Consider the following 16,094-nt stretch of genomic DNA (forward strand, 5'->3'; position numbering starts at 1 on the left):
TCAGAGGTTCGAACGCCCACCGGACACCCACCGGGCCGGGCACCGATCCTCACCGAGAGCGAGCACACCATGAGCACCGACACCACCGCCGGGGACCGCTACTTCGCCGCCGACGGCACCGTCTACAACGCCGACGGCTCCGTGGCCGGCAGCTACCACACCGACGCGCAGGGCAACGTCGACGCCGTCGCGACCGACGAGGACGGCAACGGCGCTGTGGACACCGTCATCGCCGACACCGACCACAACGGCACCTTCGAGACGGGCGTCGTCGACACCGACGGCGACGGCTACGGCGAGACCGTCGTGGTGGACACCGACGGCGACGGCGACTACGACAGCGGCGCGGTGGACACCGACGCCGACGGCACCTACGAGACCACCGTCACCGACCCCGACGGCTTCTGATCCCCGTCCCCCGTGAGCTCCACGGCCATGGCCGTGGAGCTCACGGGCGTTCGTGCACCAGCCGCGCCTGCAGCGCGCGGACCTCCTCGTCGAGCGGGGGCACCGGGCCGGCGACGCGCAGGGCCGGCGCGACCTCGGTGATCGCGAGCGGGCGCACCGGCGCCGGCGGGGCCCCGAGCTCGGCGCGCCACGCCGCGAGCTGCTCCGACGAGCTCGCGTAGACGATGGGGCCGAGCCCGACCCACGCGTGGGCCGCCGCGCACATCGGGCAGTGCTCGCCGGACGTGTAGACCGTGCTCGCCGCCCGCTCCTCCGGCGTCATCGCGCCGGCGGACCAGCGCGCGATGGCGAACTCGGGGTGCTGCGTCGCGTCCCCGCCCGCGACACGGTTGCGGTCGGCGAACCGGACGTCCCCGCCCGGCCCGACCAGCACCGAGCCGAACGGCTCGTCGCCGGCCTCGAGCGCCTCGCGCGCGAGGTCGACGCAGCGGCGCAGGTGGGCGAGGTCGTCGTCGTTCAGCGTGGGTGGCACGGGAGCACCGTGCCACGCGGCTAGCGCAGGTGCCCGAGCTCGGCCGCGAGCGCCTCGGGCGGGTCGTGCAGCTCGACGCGCGCCTCGCGGGCCAGGCAGCGGATGCGCAGCCGCCCGAGCACCCGGGCCAGGCCGGCGTCGCACCCGTCGAGCCCGGAGAGGTCGATGACGAGCTCGCGGGCGGCCTGGCGTTCGACCTCGCCGGCCAGGGCGCGCAGGCGCTCGCGGCCGGTGCGGTCGAAGCGCCCGCGCAGGGCGAGGGCCACGCAGCCCGGGCCGTAGCGGCGGATGCCGACCGCGGCCCGCCGGTTGCCGGTGGCGGCGGGCTCGGCGTGGGCGACGGCCTCGGCCACCGCCCGCCGTCGCCGCTCGGCGAGGTCGGCGGGGACGTCGACGTCGAGGTCGACGTCGTGGATGGCGGTGGTGCTGGTGGTGCTGGTGGTGGTGCTGGTGGTGGTGCGGGCCGGCGCCTCGGTGTCGATGGTCATCGGGCCTCCCTCGGACGGCCACGGACACACCGTTCCGGGAGAACGGCGTGCATCGTCCGTCGCGGCGTGGAGGTCTCAACCGCCGACTGTGTCATCAGGAGTTTACCCACGGCGACGCGATGAGCACGAGCCGTGCGCACGGCGTTCACCGCGGACCTCCGGGTTCGTGCGGGTCGCGCAGGCCGTCGACCTCGGCGAGCAGGCGCGCGAGCTCCCGGCGCAGCTGCAGGATCCTGGTGCCGCCGTGGCCGGCCGGACGCTGCCGTTCGGCCTGCAGGGCGTCGAGGATCGCGAAGGCCCGCTCGAAGCGCGGATCGACGGCCGCGTCGACGTGGGCGCGCCACGCGGCGGAATCGTGGAAGGGATGGGATCGCTCGGCCATCGGGCGGCTCCGGGGACGGTGCGCGCCGCCGGCGCGCACACGGGATGAGTGCGCACCGCCCCGGGCTCGAGCGGAGTCGTCGATCCACGGTCGACGACGCGTCAGGAGATGCGCGCCGCCGGTCCGCTGTCCCCGTGCCACGCATCCGGACACGGGGTCACGACGGGGCTACCCGATGACGCGCTGAACACACTCCGGACGATCCCGCGCAGGTGACCGGCGAAGCCGTCCGGGGCGCGGCCGTCGGTGCGGGCGCTGGTCGCGACGGGGTACGTGCGGTCACGGACGACGCGCCGCCCCGCGCCGTCCAGGCGCGCCACGAGGGCCACGTCCTCCCCGGTGACGAGCGGGGGGAAGCCGCCGACCGCGCGGTACGCGGCCGCCGCCACGCCCAGGCTGGCGCCGTGCACGTGCCTGTGGGCATCGCCGGCGGCGCGCTCCTCGTACTCCGCGCGGTAGCGCACGTGCACCGCGCGCGGCAGGCCGGCCCAGTCCAGGACCTCGACGGTGCCCACCCACGCCTCGGCGCCCGACGACCACGCCCCGAGCTGGGCGACGAACCAGTCGGGCGGCACCACCGAGTCGGCGTCGGTCGTCGCCAGCCACACGACGGGCGCGATGCCCGCGAGCAGCGCGGCCGCCCCGGCCGCCCTCGCCCGCCCGACGTTGCGCGCGCCGACGACCAGCACGTCCGCCCCGTGCGCCCGCGCGACCTCCGCCGTGCGGTCGGTGCACGCGTCGGCGACGACGAGCACGCGCACCCGGGCCCGGTCGGCCACCAGGCCGGCGGCCACGCGCAGGCCGTCGAGGCAGTCGGCGAGCAGCGCCTCCTCGTCGTGGGCGGGCACCACGCAGCCGATCAGGGGCAGGGTCACCGCAGGCCCGTCTCCTGGGCCACCGACCGTGCCTCCGGCGGCGTCCGTGCGTACACCTCGAGGCGGAAGTCGGCCTCGTCGTGGCGGACCGTGCGCGCGAGCCCCGGCCGGTCGACCAGCTCGTCGTGGACCGCGCCACCCTCGACCGGGTACTCGGGCGCCTCGCGCAGCCAGTGCACGGCGAGCAGGTGACCGCCGGGGCGCAGGCACGCGGTCACGGCGTCCCAGAACGCGGCGCGGTCGGCCTCGTCGAGGTAGTAGACGACCTCCGACGCCACGACCAGGTCGAACGTCCCGTCCGGCACCCGCGGCGGCAGCGCGCCCTGCTCGACGCGCACGTGCGGCCGGTCGGCGAGCCGGGCCCGCGTGGCCTCGACGGCGCGCTGCGCGGGGTCCCAGCAGACGAGCTCGTCGCAGCGCGCGGCCAGCGGCACCGACAGGGCCCCGCCCGCGCAGCCGGGCTCGAACGCCCGGGCGTAGCGGGGCCGCGCCAGGGCGGCGAGCACGACCGCGCGCTTGCGCTCCTCGTACCAGCCGCGCTCGATCCCCCACGGGTCGGCGTCGGCGGCGTAGAGCTCGTCGAAGTACTCGGACGACAGGCTCACGCGGGCCCCCAGACGATCTCGACGTCGCGCCGGAAGCGCGCCAGCACCGCCGCGGACAGCACGACGGCGTCGCGCGGGTCGTCGGACAGCGGCGCGATCTGCGTCGTGAAGCGGTCGATGGCCGCGCCCTTGGCGCCGACCGCGGTGCCGGGCAGCGGCAGGCGCCGGGCGCCCGCGAGCGGGACGTCGCCCGGGCGCGCCCAGTGCCACAGCCAGACCGGGTAGCGCCAGCAGGTCGCACCGACCGCCGCGGCGGCCGCCGCCCCGCCCTCGGCGGTGGCGTCGTGGTCGGGGTGGCCGTCGCCGGTCACGGGCACGAGGACGGTGTCGTCGGCGGCGAGGACGGGGGCGAGCCGCTCGGTGACGTCGTCGGCGACGACCGCGGCGTCGGGGAGCCGCAGCCGGTCGACCGCGGCCTCGATCCCCAGCACCTCGAGCGCGGCGCGGCGTTCCTCGGCGCGCCGCTCGGCGAGCTCGACGGGGGTGAGCGTCGGGCTGCCGGGGTGCGAGCCCTCGCCGTCGGTCACCGCGACGACCAGCACCGGCGTGCCGTGCGCCGCCCAGACCGCGAGCGTCCCGCCGACGCCCAGCACCTCGTCGTCGGGGTGCGGGGCCACCACGACGACCCGGCCGGGCGGGCGCACCGCGAGCGGGTCGCGGACGGGCACCGTGTCCAGCCCGCCCGGTCCCCACCACACGTCCTCGGGGGTCCCGTGGCCCGTCAGCGAGGGGCCGGTCACGGCAGGAGGTCCTGGTCGTCGGCGGCGAGCTCCCCGAGGGTCGCGAGGTCGCGCTCGGCGTGGCTCTGGCGCACGTAGATCTCGAGGTCGGCGACGCGGCGGGCGTGGTCGCCGTCCTGGGCCTGGGGGCCGGGGCCCAGGGCGCGCCCGGTGCGGCGCAGGGCGCTGTCGACGGCCGTCTCGACGACCGCGCGGACGCGCAGGGCCCGGCGGCGCTCCTCGGTCCACGAGCCGGGCGCCTCGTCGTCGAGGACGTCGGCGGCGGCGCGCAGCAGCGTCCGGGCGGCGGCGAGGTCGGCGTCGACGGCGCCGAGGTGGGCGAGGCCGTGGTCGTCGAGCCGCCCCTCGCGCCCGGCGCGGCGCAGCGGCGCGGACACCCCCACGGCCCCGCCGTACCAGGCGGCGGCGACGGCGATCGCGCCGTGCCAGAACCCGGGGCGCTCGAGGTAGGCGCCCGCCCCACCGACCGCGACGGCGGGGACGTCGGTGAGGTCGACGGTGGCCGCGGCGCTGCCGCGCATGCCCAGCGCCTGCCACTCGTCCGCGCGGACCTCGATCCCCGGCGCGGCGAGGTCGATCGCGAAGAGCCGCCGGCCGTCGTCGGCGTGCCCGGTGACCAGCGCGTGGGTGCACGGCCCCGCCGCGCCCGAGCAGAAGGGCTTCTGCCCCGTCAGGCACCAGGTGTCGCCCTCGCGCCGCGCACGCACCTCGACCCCGGGCGGCTCGGCGGCCCAGACGCCCCAGCACGAGTCCGCGGGCGCGGGCGGGCCGTCGAGCTCGGCGAGGATCGTCACCGCGTCGAGGTGGGCCTCGGCGAGGCGCGCGACGTCGAGGTCGTCCGCCGCCGCGGCGGCGAGCACGTCGAGGTTGTGCCGCGTCCGGCCGTCGCCGCGCGGGGAGGGCTCGGTCCGGAAGCTCGCCAGGACGGGCCGGACGAGGGAGAGCCCCGTGGTCGGGGTCTCGGACGGTGCGACGGCGAGGGCAGCAGGAAGCGGCGGCATGGTCTCCTCGGCCCGCGGGTGGACCGGCTCGAACGGGGGCGGCCCGCCACGGCGATGGCCGGGCAGGTGGCTCTACCCGGCGCGGAGGACGGACGTCGCGGACGGCGACGGCCGCGGCTCGACGGACCCGGCCGTGACTACCCCGCGATCACCGGGCTCACCCGTGATCCACGACGGACGCCGTCGAGCGCTCGACCTGAGCGGCGAGCGACACCAACCGGGCGTCCTGTCCGGGCGGGACGAGGCACTGCACGGCGAGCGGGAGCCCGGCGCGGGAGTGCCCGACCGGCACCACGGCCGCCGGGAGCCCGAGGTGGTTCGCGGCCGGGGTGTGCGCGTAGTGCCGGGCGAGCGCGAGCATCGTCGGCAGCCCGCGCCGTCCCGCCCAGTGCCCGACGGGGGCGGCCGGGGTGCGGGCCGGGGGCGTGAGCAGGACGTCGACGCCGAGGTCGGCGTGGAGTCGCCGGCCGAGGGCCTCGCCCTGGCGGCGCGCCCGGCCGATCGCGGCGTCCGGGATCCGGCGACCGATCGCCGCGACCTCGCGGGTGCGCGCCTCGAGCAGCGCCGGGTCGTCGACCTCGCCCGCGGCCGTCGCGAGGCCGTGCAGCATGCGGGCGACGAACCCGGCCGGCGCGGTGCCGTAGCGGACCCGGACGTCGCGGACCTCGTGGCCGAGGTCGGCGAGGGCGTGGGCGGTGCGGCGCACGGCGGCGGCGAGCTCGGGGTCCAGGGCGAGCGGCGGTGCCACCGGCGAGGCGAGGTCGACACCGATGCGCAGCGCCGGCGGCTCCTGGTCGGCGGCGGCCGCGAGCGGGGTGGGGAAGTCACCGACGAGGTCGAGGTAGGTCGCGGAGTCGGCGACGCGGCGCGTCACGCAGCCCTGGACCGACAGGCCGTTCCACCCGCCGCCCGGGGTGCGCCCCGCACCCGGCTTGATCCCGACGAGGCCGCAGCAGGCGGCCGGGATGCGGATCGAGCCGGCCCCGTCGCTGGCGGTCGCGATCCCGACCGCGCCGCCCGCGACCGCCGCCGCCGACCCGCCCGACGAGCCGCCGGAGGTCCGGGTGGGGTCGACCGGGTTGCGGGTGATCCCGAACCGCTCGGACTCGGTGAACCCGTAGAGCGCGAGCTCGGGCAGGGTCGTGCGTCCGATCGGCACCATGCCGGCGGCGCGCAGCGTCGTGACCACCGTGCCGTCGGCGGCGGCCGGGGTCGTGCGCGCCCGCGTGCCCCAGGACGTCACGTGGCCCGCGGCGTCGAGGTCGTCCTTGAGCGCGATCGGCACCCCGAGCAGCGGGCCGTCCTCCCCCGCGGCGCGGCGCCGGTCGGCCTCCGCGGCCGCGGCGTGCGCGCCGTCCTCGTCGAGCAGGGCGAAGGCGTTGACGCGCGCGTCGACCTCCCGCGCGGCCCGCAGCGTCGCCTCCGCGAGCTCGACGGCGCTCACCGACCCGGCGCGCAGCGCGGCGGCCTGGGCGAGCGGGGTCTGCGTGACGAGGGCGGCGGCGTCCACACCGGCGATCTTTCCGCGACGGTGCGCTCCGCGCAGGTGAGCAGAAAGAAGCGCCACAGCCCGTCTTCCTGCTCACCTGCCGGAGGCACCTCAGCCCACGAACTCGAGCAGCGCCCGGTTGAACTCCTCGGCGTGGGTGGCGTTGAACCCGTGCGGGCCGCCCTCGATCACGACCGTGCGGCTGTCCGCCACCGCCTCGGCGGTGCGCCTGCCCGACACCTCGAAGGGCACGATCGCGTCCGAGTCACCGTGGATGACCAGCGTCGGGACGTCGATCTTCGCGAGGTCGTCGCGGAAGTCGGTGTAGCTGAAGGCCCTGATGCACTCCAGCGTGCCCTTCGGCGACGCGAACTCGGCGATCGCGCGGTGGTAGAGCCGCGACGGCTCGCTGATGAGGTCGGTGCGCTCGCCGGCGGCGAAGAAGGTCGTGACGAAGCCGTCGAGGAACGCGACGCGGTCGCCCGTGACGCCGTCGAGGAACGACCGGATCGTGGCGTCGTCGAGCCCGCCGTCGGGGTTGTCGTCCGACTGGTAGAGGTACGGCGGCACGGCGCCGGCGAACACGGCCTGCGCGACCCGCTCGCTGCCGTAGTGGCCGAGGTAGCGCGCGACCTCGCCGCCACCCATGGAGAAGCCGACCAGCGTGACGTCGCGCAGGTCGAGGTGACGCAGCAGGGCGTCGAGGTCGGCGGCGAAGGTGTCGTAGTCGTAGCCGGTCCACGGCTGCGACGACGACCCGAAGCCCCGGCGGTCGTAGGTCACGACGCGGTGGCCGGCCTCGACGAGCGCCGGCACCTGCTTCTCCCACGAGCGGCCGGACAGCGGCCAGCCGTGGATGAGCACGATCGGGCGACCCGCGCCGTGGTCCTCGTAGTACAGGTCGACGGGGCTGCCGTTCTCGTTCGCGACGGTGAGCGTGGGCATCTCTCGGTCCTTCCATCGTGGGCGATGTAATCGGCCGCAACTGACGTACCCGCGTCGACATTCCCGGACGCGTCGGGCTGTCGGCCCCCTGCGCCAGGGTGGCCGCGTGACCACCGCCATCACCACCCCACGGGGACACGTCGGTTCCCACGTCCTGCGCCTGCTCGTGCAGGCCGGGGTCCGTCCGCGACTGCTGATGCGCGACCCGACCGTGCTCGACCCCGTGTGGGCCGAGCACGTCGAGGCCGTGCGCTGCGACCAGGACGACGGCGACGCGGTCGTCGCCGCGACGCGCGGGGTGGAGGCGCTGCTGTGGGTCAGCCCGACGGCCCACGACGGCGATCCCGTCGCCGCCCACGCCCGGCGCGGTGCGCACGTCGCGCGCGCGGTCGTCGAGAACGGCATCGCGCGCACCGTGTTCCAGTCGAGCATCGGGGCGGAGAAGCGCCACGGCGTCGGCAAGATCGACGGCCTCGCCCGCGTCGAGGAGGCCCTCGACGCCACCGGCGCCCCGGTGCTGCACCTGCGCCCCGGCTACTTCTTCTCCAACCTCGAGCTCGACCTCGACGGGCTGCGCGACGGCGTGCTGCGCACGACCCTGCCGCTCGACCTGCCCCAGCCCTGGGTCGACCCGCGCGACGTCGCCGAGGTCGCCGCCGCACGCCTGCTCGCGCCGTGGACGACGGGCGGGGTGCAGGCCGTCCACGGGCCGTGCGACCTCTCGTACCGGCAGATCGCGGAGATCCTCAGCAGGGTGCTGGGACGCTCGGTGCACGCCGAGCAGCAGTCCGACGACGAGGTGCGCGCCGGTCTGCGGGCGATCGGGCTCGCCGAGGTCCAGGTCGAGGCGATCGTCGGGATGGCCGCCGGTACACGCGAGGACTTCGTCCCCGAGCAGCCCCGCACCGCGCGGACCACCACGCCGGGCACCCTCGCCGGCTGGACCGACGCGCACCTGCGACCGCTGCTCCGACCTCGCGACTGAGTCCGCCACCGACCTCGCCGCCGCTGCGCCGTTCGTCGGCGCTGTTCGACCATCTGCCGCAGAGATGTCGCCGCCTGATCGATCCGGTCGCCCGCCACCGAGTCACACAGCCCGTGACCGCGTTCACTGGGGGTAGGCGCCCGGGCCGCCAGGACGCCCGGGCCGCACAGGAAAGGGGGCAGACATGATCAAGAATCGGGAGCTGGCCCTCATCCCGGACTCCGCCCTCGGACTCGTCGACCCGCCGGCGACCTCGCCGACGCCACCCGCCCCGCGGTCGCCGTCGGCGCGCGGCACCCACGCGCAGCGGCCGACGGACCACCGGTCGTCGGCCCGGAGCGGCCGCGCGGGTCGCTAGGAGCCCGGCGCCTCGGCGTGGCGGAGCGTCACCGTGGTGCCGGTCGGCCCGGGGTCGACGGTGAACGTGTCGACGAGCTCCTCGATCATCGCCAGGCCTCGCCCGCGGTAGCTCGCCCGCCCCGACGGCGCGCGCCAGTGGCCGGTGTCGGACACGGTGACGACGAGGACGCTCGGGTCCGCGGGGTCGCGGCCGGCCGCGAGGGTCATGGTGCCGGGCTCGTCCCGGTCGGCGTAGGCGTGCTCGACGGCGTTCTCGAGCGCCTCGCTGACGGCCAGGGTGAGACCGTCGACGGTGTCCTCGGCGTCCTCACCGAGCGCCGCGCGCAGCCACCGCCTCGCCGCGCGGCGCAGGCGTCCGACGTGCTCCGGCGCGGCCGGCGCCTCGAGCTGCAACGCGTCGTCGACCTCGACCACGGGCTCGCTCACCGCTCCCTCCCCCCGACGGTCCCCTCCGTAGGGTGTGCCCGCGGGAGACCCGCAGCACTCCGCCGTTGATGTTCTACACGATCCGGGGGACCACGTGACCACCTTCCGCGCCGCCGTCGAGAGCGGCGACATGACCGCCGCCGTCGCGCTCCTCGCCGACGACGTGGAGTTCCACAGTCCGGTGGTGCACACGCCCTACCGGGGCCGCGACGCCGTGGCGCCGATCCTGCACGCGGTCGCGACCGTGTTCGAGGAGTTCCGCTACGTCGCGGAGATGGACGACGGCGACGACCACCTGCTCGTGTTCCGCGCGCACGTCGGCGACCGCGAGCTCGAGGGCATCGACCTGATCCACCACGACGCGAGCGGCGCGATCGACCGGCTGACGGTGATGATCCGGCCGCTGTCGGCGCTGCAGGCGGTGGCGACGGCGATGCGGGAGCAGCTCACCGGCGCGTGATCCGTCGGGCGGCGTGACCGTCGGGTCCGCCCCGAGCAGACTGCGCCCCGTGGACGCCGCCTACGACGCCGAGCCGTGGTCCGACTTCGCCGCCGGGATGGCCGGGGCGGCCGCCGCGCTCGCGGGCCTGCTGTTCGTCGCCGTCTCGATCAACATCCAGACCATCCTCGCGGGCCGCGGCATCGCGCGCCGCGCCGCCCAGGCGCTGGTCCTGCTCGCGCTGCCGGTGTTCCTCTCGCTCGCGCTCCTGGTCCCCGGACAGTCCGACACGGCCCTGGGGATCGAGCTGCTGGTGATCTCCGCGGTGGTCGGGGTCGCGCTGGCGCAGCAGGCGCGGCCCAGCGCCCGCGCACCCCAGCAGCCGGTGTCCTCCTGGGTCACGACGACCGTGCTCCCGTCGGTCGTCGTCACCGTCGCGCCCCTGATCGCCGGGATCGGGCTGCTCACCGAGTCGCTCGGCGGGCTCTACTGGCTGCCGGTCGCGGTGGCGCTCGCCCTGGCCGCCGGCCTGGTCAACGCCTGGGTACTGCTCGTCGAGATCCTGCGCTAACGCCCCACCCCGCGGGCGGCCGGACGCGCGGTGAGCGCGCCCAGGACGGCCACGACCGCGAACGTGGCGAAGAGCCAGCGCGCCGACGCGACGGGGTCGGCGCCGCCGAGGGCGAGCCCCGCACCGCCCAGCGCGGTGCCGACCGAGACGGCGAGCATCTGCACCGTCGTGACCGCGGCCGAGGCCTTGTCCGCCTCGCCCTCGTCCTGCTCGCCGGCGTCCGCCTCGGGCTCGGCGCCCCCGATCGCGGCGGCGGCGAGGTGCGGCCAGGCGGTGCCGATCCCGAGGCCGCCCACGACGAGCCCGACGGCCCACAGCACCGCGGCCACCGGGCCGTCGAGCGTGAGCAGCGTGACCGCGACGAGCACGGTGCCGCCGGCGAGCAGCGCCGGCCCGACGAGCACCCGGGGACGCGGGCGGCGCGCCGAGGCGCTGACCATCTCCCCGAGCACCCAGCCGGCGCCGAGCGCGACCCCGAGGAACCCGGCGGCGACCGGCGGGAGGCCCGCGACCTGCTGGCCGACGAGCGGCACGAACGCCTCGAGCCCGGAGACGCCGACGAGCACCGCGCTCAACCCGTAGACCCAGCGCAGCGGTGAGCCGGGCCGGAAGGTGGCGCGCGGGAGGACCGCGGCGCTCGTGCGGCGCTCGTGGACGACGAACCCGACGAGCAGCACGACGGCGACGAGCAGCCCGAGCCCCGCGGCCACGACGTCGGCGGCGAGGCCCGCGACGGACAGCACCGCCGCCGCCGCGCCGACCAGCAGCACCGAGCCGACCGGGAACGGGCCCGGCGACGTCTGCGCCCGCGCGCGGTGCAGGGCCGCGGGGACGAGCGCGGCGATCGCCAGGCTGCCGACGACCAGCGCGCCGAACGCCCAGCGCCACAGCCCGACCTCGGCGAGCAGACCCCCGAGCCCGGGACCGACGATCAGCGCGACGCCCCACATCGCCGCGATCACCGCGCTGCCGCGCGTCCACAGCGTGCGGGGCAGGGCGATGCGGATGAGCGCGTAACCCATGCCCGCGAGCAGGCCGCCGCCCGCGCCCTGCACGACGCGTCCGAGCAGGAGGACCGCCATCGACGGGGCGACGGCGTCCACGAGGGCCCCGACCGCGAACACCGCGAGCGCGACGAGGTACGCGCGACCCGGGGACACGGTGGCGAGCACGCGGCTGGTCAGCGACGACGCGACCACGGCCGCGAGCAGGAAGAGGGTGGTCGGCCAGGCGTAGAAGGCCTGGCCGCCGATCTCGGCGACGGCCGAGGGCAGCAGGCTCGCGGTCACGTACGTGTCGATCGCGAACATCAGCGTGCCGCCCGCGAGCACCGCGACCGCACCGCGGTGCTCGCGCGTCAGCAGCTGGGCCCAGGACCCCGTCGCCTCGGCCATGACCGGGTCAGGCCGCCCGGTCCGAGGGCATGTCGATGACCTGCCCGGCCTCGAGTGCCCGCACCGGGCGGGTCTCGAGGACGCGGTCGCTGCGGTAGGTCGCGACCTTCTCGGCCTTGCGCGGCGGGCCGTCGTTGGCGATGAGCACGGCCATCCACGGCAGCGGTACCGACAGCGCGACGAGCACCGCGGCCGCGATCGTCCACCCGAACGCGATGGCGAGCACCCCGGCGACGACCAGGCAGGGGATGCGCAGGGACATGATCAGGGAATAACGGCGCCGGCGGGCCGCGAACTCCTCCGCGGGGGAGACGGCCGCACCGGTGATCAGGACTGGACTGCTCGCGTGACGTCGCACGACGCCTCCTCTCCGGACCCCGATGTCCGGAACGCGGCCCCTCTCGCGTCGATCTCGACGCGGTCTCGGACCGGCATCTCGTTCAACACCGCGGGTCCCCGCGGGCATCCGGTCCACCCCGTCCCCGGCCGGTGGCCCCGATCACCCGGTGCGTGCTCATGTGAGCACTTTCCACGCCTATAGCCGTGGAAAGTGCTCACGAGCGCGCAGGGCACCCGAAACCGCTGGACCGCGCGACCGGCCCGGGGCGAGGCTGCCGTCGTGCCCGATCGCCTGCTCGCCTTCGTCGTCGCCTGCGTGATCGTCATCGTCATCCCGGGCCCGAGCGTCGTGTTCGCGGTCGGACGCGCGCTCGCGGCCGGGCGACGGCGCGCGCTGTGCTCCGTGCTCGGCAACGCGCTGGGCATCGGGCTCCAGGTGCTCGCCGTCGGCGTCGGGCTCGGGGCGGTGCTCGAGCGGTCGGCCCTCGCGTTCACCGTCGTGAAGTTCGCGGGCGCCGCGTACCTGGTCGTCCTCGGGATCACCGCCATCCGCCACCGGCACGGCACCGCGGCCGCCCTCGCGACGCCCGGCGCGGTGCCCGCGCTGCCCGGCTGGTGGCGCTCGGCGCTCGACGGCCTCGTCGTGGGGCTGCTCAACCCCAAGAGCGCGCTCTTCCTGGTCGCGTTCCTGCCGCAGTTCGTCGACCCGGCGCAGCCGGCGCTCCCGCAGATCGTCGTGCTCGGCGTGGTCATGACGTCGATCGGCCTGACGTTCGACAGCGCCTGGGCGCTCGGCGCCGGCACGGCGCGCGCCTGGTTCGCCCGGTCGCCGCGCCGGCTCTCGGTGCTCGGCGGCGCGGGCGGCGTCGCGATGATCGGGCTCGGCGCGGGCCTCGCGACGACGTCCCGCGCGGCCTGACGATCAGGCCTGCTCGAGCCGGCGGGCGCGAACCGGCCCTCACCCCCTCGCGCCGAGCACCGCCCCGGCCAGCGCCGCGGTCCGCGCGCGGGCCCCGGGCACGACGGCGAGGTGGTGCACGCGGCCCAGCCCGTTGACCAGCGCGAGCGCGGCGTGCACGAGCACGCGCGCCTCGTCCGCGGGCAGCGCCGGGCGCGCGGCGACCAGCAGCGCGACCCACTCGGCGAGGTAGGCGCGCTGCGAGCGGCGCAGGTCGTCGCGGTGGGGCTCGGGCAGGTGGATGGTCTGCGCGACGAGCACGCTGATCAGCTCGGGGTTCTCGGCGACGAACGAGGTGTAGTCGGCGGCCAGGCGCGCGAGGGCGTCGTCGGCGTCGTCCGCCCGCGCCAGGGCGTGGTGCAGGCCGAGCCACAGCACCTCGTTGCCGCGGTGCAGCGCGGCGAGCAGCAGGTCGGTCTTCGTCGCGAAGTAGCGGTAGACGCTCGGGCCGGCGATGCCCGCGGCCGCGCCGATGTCGCCGAGCCCCACCGCCGGGTAGCCCTGCTCCCCGAACAGCCGTGTGGCGGCGGCGAGCAGCGCCTCGCGGCGGGACGCGGGCACCAGACGGGCGGGACGGTCGGGTGCCGCCGACGCGCCGGTCGCCGGCGGCAGCGACGTCGTCAGCACCGCGCGCGCGGCGCCCGCCAGCAGCGCGCCGAAGCGGTCGCCGTCGAGGACCCAGCGGTGGTGCGAGGGGCTGTCGAGCACCGCCAGCGCCGCCCACGAGCGCAGGTCCCCGGCCTCGGGATCGGGCGCGGCGTCGGCCAGCACCCTGGCCACCTCCCGCAGGCGGTGCCGGATCGCGCGGCTCGCCTCGGCCGGCAGGTGCCCGGCCTCGCGCTCCCAGAGCAGGCCGAACTCGCGGCGCTCCAGCGCGAGGGCCGCGAGGCCGTCGACGAGGTCGCCGTCGGGCGCCGCGACGGATTCGGCGACGAGGGCCTCGATCCGCGTGAGGTGCTCGTCGAGGATCGCGAGCAGCAGCTCCTGCTTGCCGCGGACGTGCCGGTAGAGCGCGCTCGGAGCGATGCCGACCGCGGTCGCGACGTCGGCCATCCCGACCCGGTGGTAGCCCTCGGACCAGAAGCGGGCGGCCGCGGCGGCGAGGATCTGCGCGCGACGGTCCCGCGGTCGTCGGCGCACCGGCGCGGTCACCCGTCGCCCCCGACGGACCGCGGCGCGAAGCGGGGCGGTCGGCGCTCGAGGAGGGCGGCGATGCCCTCGGCGCAGTCCGGTCCGCGGACGAGCTCGACGAGCGTGCCTGACTCGGCCGCCGAGGCGGCGTCGGGATCGGCGGGGGCGGCGCGCAGCAGGGCCCGCGTCGCCGCGACGGCCGCCGCGAGGGTGACCGTCCCGTCACTCACCGCACGCACTCGACGTGAACCACCGTTCGCACCGGCCCGCCCTCCTCATCCGACCCACCGCTGGAGCACCGCGAACCGGACACTTTCGCCGTCCGGAGTGACGTGCTTCACTGACCATCGAGCTAATCACGGTTCACATCGTGCGACAACCGAGCCAGGAGAGCGACGACCGTGGAGATCACCCAGGCGCTGCACCGCGCGGCGCAGCAGACGCCCGACCTGCCCGCGACGATCGTCGGCGAGCGCGTGCGGACCTGGACCGAGTGCCGCGACCGCGTGGCCCGCCTGGCCGCGGCGCTGCAGGAGCTCGGCGTCGGGGCGGGCGACCGGGTGGCCATGCTGTCGCTGAACTCCGACCGCTTCCACGAGTACCTGTTCGCTGTGCCGTGGGCCGGCGGCGTCGTCACCCCGGTGAACATCCGCTGGAGCCCGGCGGAGATCGCGTTCTCCCTGGAGGACGCGGGCGCGGCGGTCCTGGTCGTCGACGACGCGTTCGTGCCGGCGGTGCCCGCGATCCTCGAGGCGGCGCCGGTGGTGCGCACGGTGGTCTACGCCGGCGACGGCGCGGTGCCCGACGGGATGGTGGGCTTCGAGGAGCTGGTGGCCGGGCACGAGCCGGTCGACGACGCGCGCCGCGGCGGCGCCGAGCCGTACGGCATCTACTACACCGGCGGCACGACGGGCACGCCCAAGGGCGTCGTCCTGAGCCACGCGAACCTGCTCTCCTCCGCGCTCGGGAGCACGGCCGCGGGGTCGTTCATGACGCCGGGAGGGCGCTACCTCCACGCCGCACCGATGTTCCACCTCGCGGACGGGGCGGCCTGGGGCGCGCGCAACGTCGTCGGCGGCACCCACGTGATCGTCCCGATGTTCACCCCGGCCGGCGTCGCGGCAGCCATCGCGGAGCACGAGGTCACCGACGTCCTGCTCGTGCCGACCATGATCCAGATGCTGGTCGACGCGCCCGAGGCCGCCGACGCCGACCTCACGAGCCTGCGCCACCTGCTCTACGGCGCCTCGCCGATCTCCGAGGCGGTGCTCGAGCGCGCGGCGAAGCGCCTGCCGGCCGCCGAGTTCACGCAGGCCTACGGGATGACCGAGCTCTCGCCCGTCGCGACCCTGCTCCAGCCCGCCGACCACGCCGTCGACCACCTCCGGCGCTCGGCCGGGCGCGCGGCACCGCACGCGGAGGTCAAGATCGTCGACGAGGAGGACCGCGAGGTCCCGTACGGCACGGTCGGCGAGATCGTCTCGCGCGGCCCGCACGTCATGCTCGGCTACTGGAACCGGCCCGAGGAGACCGCGACGGCCCTGCGTGGCGGCTGGATGCACACCGGCGACGGCGGGCGGATGGACGAGCAGGGCTACGTCTACGTCGTCGACCGGATCAAGGACATGATCGTCTCGGGCGGCGAGAACGTGTACTCGGTCGAGGTCGAGAACGCGCTGGCCAAGCACCCCGACGTGGCCTCCTGCGCGGTGATCGGGGTGCCCGACGACGAGTGGGGCGAGCGCGTGCACGCGGTGGTCGTGCCCGCGGCCGGCGCCACGCCGTCCGCCGACGAGCTGCGCGAGCACGTCAAGGGCCTCATCGCCGGCTACAAGGCCCCGCGCTCGGTCGAGTTCCGCGACGCCCTGCCGATCTCCGGCGCGGGGAAGATCCTCAAGCGCGACCTGCGCGCCGAGCACTGGTCCGGGAGCGACCGCGCCGTCTCCTGATCTCCATCCCGTGACCAGCCGGAACCGTCCGCCGAGGAGGTCCGGACGCCCGGCCACCGAGCCGCCGGGGTGGCGCG

At 76.4% G+C, this 16,094-nt stretch carries 21 protein-coding genes; 7 read left to right on the forward strand and 14 right to left on the reverse strand.

Features of this window, described 5'->3' with window-relative positions; translation table 11 throughout:
• The first annotated feature begins 69 nt into the window (after nt 1-69).
• Complete coding sequence (locus tag PGB27_RS28230) at nt 70-408, forward strand: hypothetical protein (protein WP_274203781.1); 339 nt, start codon at nt 70-72, stop codon at nt 406-408.
• A gap of 40 nt (nt 409-448) precedes the next feature.
• On the opposite strand, the gene PGB27_RS28235 is transcribed toward PGB27_RS28230, so the two are convergent.
• The 9 genes from PGB27_RS28235 to PGB27_RS28275 all read right to left on the reverse strand — a co-directional run bounded on the left by PGB27_RS28235 (nt 449) and on the right by PGB27_RS28275 (nt 7,465).
• Nucleotides 449-940 (reverse strand): nucleoside deaminase, encoded by a 492-nt coding sequence (locus tag PGB27_RS28235; protein ID WP_274203782.1) that lies wholly within the window; start codon nt 938-940, stop codon nt 449-451.
• Between the two features lie 20 nt (nt 941-960).
• Nucleotides 961-1,428, reverse strand: coding sequence for an STAS domain-containing protein (locus PGB27_RS28240; protein ID WP_274203783.1), 468 nt, complete (start codon nt 1,426-1,428; stop codon nt 961-963).
• Nucleotides 1,429-1,573: 145 nt separating this feature from the next.
• Complete coding sequence (locus PGB27_RS28245) at nt 1,574-1,810, reverse strand: hypothetical protein (protein WP_274203784.1); 237 nt, start codon at nt 1,808-1,810, stop codon at nt 1,574-1,576.
• Between the two features lie 101 nt (nt 1,811-1,911).
• Nucleotides 1,912-2,685, reverse strand: coding sequence for a glycosyltransferase (locus PGB27_RS28250; RefSeq protein ID WP_274203785.1), 774 nt, complete (start codon nt 2,683-2,685; stop codon nt 1,912-1,914).
• Entirely contained in the window at nt 2,682-3,290 is a 609-nt protein-coding gene (locus tag PGB27_RS28255; RefSeq protein WP_274203786.1) for a class I SAM-dependent methyltransferase, read from the reverse strand. Before PGB27_RS28255 ends, PGB27_RS28250 begins: the two co-directional genes overlap by 4 nt.
• The gene (locus PGB27_RS28260; protein WP_274203787.1) at nt 3,287-4,030 is read right to left on the reverse strand and encodes a PIG-L deacetylase family protein; all 744 of its coding nucleotides are present in this window, start codon (nt 4,028-4,030) and stop codon (nt 3,287-3,289) included. The genes PGB27_RS28255 and PGB27_RS28260 overlap by 4 nt, the downstream gene beginning before the upstream one ends.
• The gene (locus tag PGB27_RS28265) at nt 4,027-5,031 is read right to left on the reverse strand and encodes an acyl-CoA dehydrogenase family protein (protein WP_274203788.1); all 1,005 of its coding nucleotides are present in this window, start codon (nt 5,029-5,031) and stop codon (nt 4,027-4,029) included. Before PGB27_RS28265 ends, PGB27_RS28260 begins: the two co-directional genes overlap by 4 nt.
• 157 nt (nt 5,032-5,188) lie before the next feature.
• On the reverse strand, nt 5,189-6,541 hold the full coding sequence (locus PGB27_RS28270; RefSeq protein WP_274203789.1) for an amidase: 1,353 nt from the start codon (nt 6,539-6,541) through the stop codon (nt 5,189-5,191).
• Between the two features lie 90 nt (nt 6,542-6,631).
• Nucleotides 6,632-7,465 carry an alpha/beta fold hydrolase gene (locus tag PGB27_RS28275; RefSeq protein ID WP_274203790.1) on the reverse strand — a complete coding sequence of 278 codons (834 nt, stop codon included), beginning with the start codon at nt 7,463-7,465 and terminating at the stop codon, nt 6,632-6,634.
• Between the two features lie 106 nt (nt 7,466-7,571).
• On the opposite strand from PGB27_RS28275, the gene PGB27_RS28280 reads away from it, so the two are divergent.
• Both PGB27_RS28280 and PGB27_RS28285 read left to right on the forward strand, forming a co-directional pair.
• The gene (locus PGB27_RS28280) at nt 7,572-8,450 is read left to right on the forward strand and encodes an NmrA family NAD(P)-binding protein (RefSeq protein ID WP_274203791.1); all 879 of its coding nucleotides are present in this window, start codon (nt 7,572-7,574) and stop codon (nt 8,448-8,450) included.
• A gap of 184 nt (nt 8,451-8,634) precedes the next feature.
• Complete coding sequence (locus PGB27_RS28285) at nt 8,635-8,808, forward strand: hypothetical protein (protein WP_274203792.1); 174 nt, start codon at nt 8,635-8,637, stop codon at nt 8,806-8,808.
• On the opposite strand, the gene PGB27_RS28290 is transcribed toward PGB27_RS28285, so the two are convergent.
• Entirely contained in the window at nt 8,805-9,236 is a 432-nt protein-coding gene (locus PGB27_RS28290; RefSeq protein WP_274203793.1) for an ATP-binding protein, read from the reverse strand. The genes PGB27_RS28285 and PGB27_RS28290 overlap by 4 nt on opposite strands.
• A gap of 94 nt (nt 9,237-9,330) precedes the next feature.
• Between PGB27_RS28290 and PGB27_RS28295 the strand changes: the two genes are divergently transcribed.
• Nucleotides 9,331-9,696, forward strand: a complete 366-nt coding sequence (locus PGB27_RS28295) for a nuclear transport factor 2 family protein (RefSeq protein WP_274203794.1) — start codon at nt 9,331-9,333, stop codon at nt 9,694-9,696.
• Nucleotides 9,697-9,745: 49 nt separating this feature from the next.
• Entirely contained in the window at nt 9,746-10,246 is a 501-nt protein-coding gene (locus tag PGB27_RS28300; protein WP_274203795.1) for a hypothetical protein, read from the forward strand.
• Here PGB27_RS28300 and PGB27_RS28305 read toward each other — a convergent pair.
• Both PGB27_RS28305 and PGB27_RS28310 read right to left on the reverse strand, forming a co-directional pair.
• Entirely contained in the window at nt 10,243-11,640 is a 1,398-nt protein-coding gene (locus tag PGB27_RS28305) for an MFS transporter (RefSeq protein WP_274203796.1), read from the reverse strand. The two genes, PGB27_RS28300 and PGB27_RS28305, sit on opposite strands and share 4 nt — an antisense overlap.
• Nucleotides 11,641-11,647: 7 nt before the next feature.
• Nucleotides 11,648-11,998: a DUF3099 domain-containing protein gene (locus tag PGB27_RS28310; protein ID WP_274203797.1), complete on the reverse strand. Its 351-nt coding sequence runs from the start codon at nt 11,996-11,998 to the stop codon at nt 11,648-11,650.
• A gap of 261 nt (nt 11,999-12,259) precedes the next feature.
• Here PGB27_RS28310 and PGB27_RS28315 point away from each other — a divergent pair, with 261 nt between their 5' ends.
• Complete coding sequence (locus tag PGB27_RS28315) at nt 12,260-12,898, forward strand: LysE family translocator (RefSeq protein WP_274203798.1); 639 nt, start codon at nt 12,260-12,262, stop codon at nt 12,896-12,898.
• Between the two features lie 39 nt (nt 12,899-12,937).
• On the opposite strand, the gene PGB27_RS28320 is transcribed toward PGB27_RS28315, so the two are convergent.
• Nucleotides 12,938-14,089 (reverse strand): TetR/AcrR family transcriptional regulator, encoded by a 1,152-nt coding sequence (locus PGB27_RS28320; RefSeq protein ID WP_274203799.1) that lies wholly within the window; start codon nt 14,087-14,089, stop codon nt 12,938-12,940.
• The gene (locus PGB27_RS28325; RefSeq protein WP_274203800.1) at nt 14,086-14,298 is read right to left on the reverse strand and encodes a hypothetical protein; all 213 of its coding nucleotides are present in this window, start codon (nt 14,296-14,298) and stop codon (nt 14,086-14,088) included. Before PGB27_RS28325 ends, PGB27_RS28320 begins: the two co-directional genes overlap by 4 nt.
• Nucleotides 14,299-14,469: 171 nt before the next feature.
• Here PGB27_RS28325 and PGB27_RS28330 point away from each other — a divergent pair, with 171 nt between their 5' ends.
• The gene (locus PGB27_RS28330; protein WP_274203801.1) at nt 14,470-16,017 is read left to right on the forward strand and encodes a long-chain-fatty-acid--CoA ligase; all 1,548 of its coding nucleotides are present in this window, start codon (nt 14,470-14,472) and stop codon (nt 16,015-16,017) included.
• Nucleotides 16,018-16,094: the final 77 nt, after the last annotated feature.

This window comes from Actinomycetospora lemnae, assembly GCF_028737315.1.
GTDB classification, from domain to species: domain Bacteria; phylum Actinomycetota; class Actinomycetes; order Mycobacteriales; family Pseudonocardiaceae; genus Actinomycetospora; species Actinomycetospora lemnae.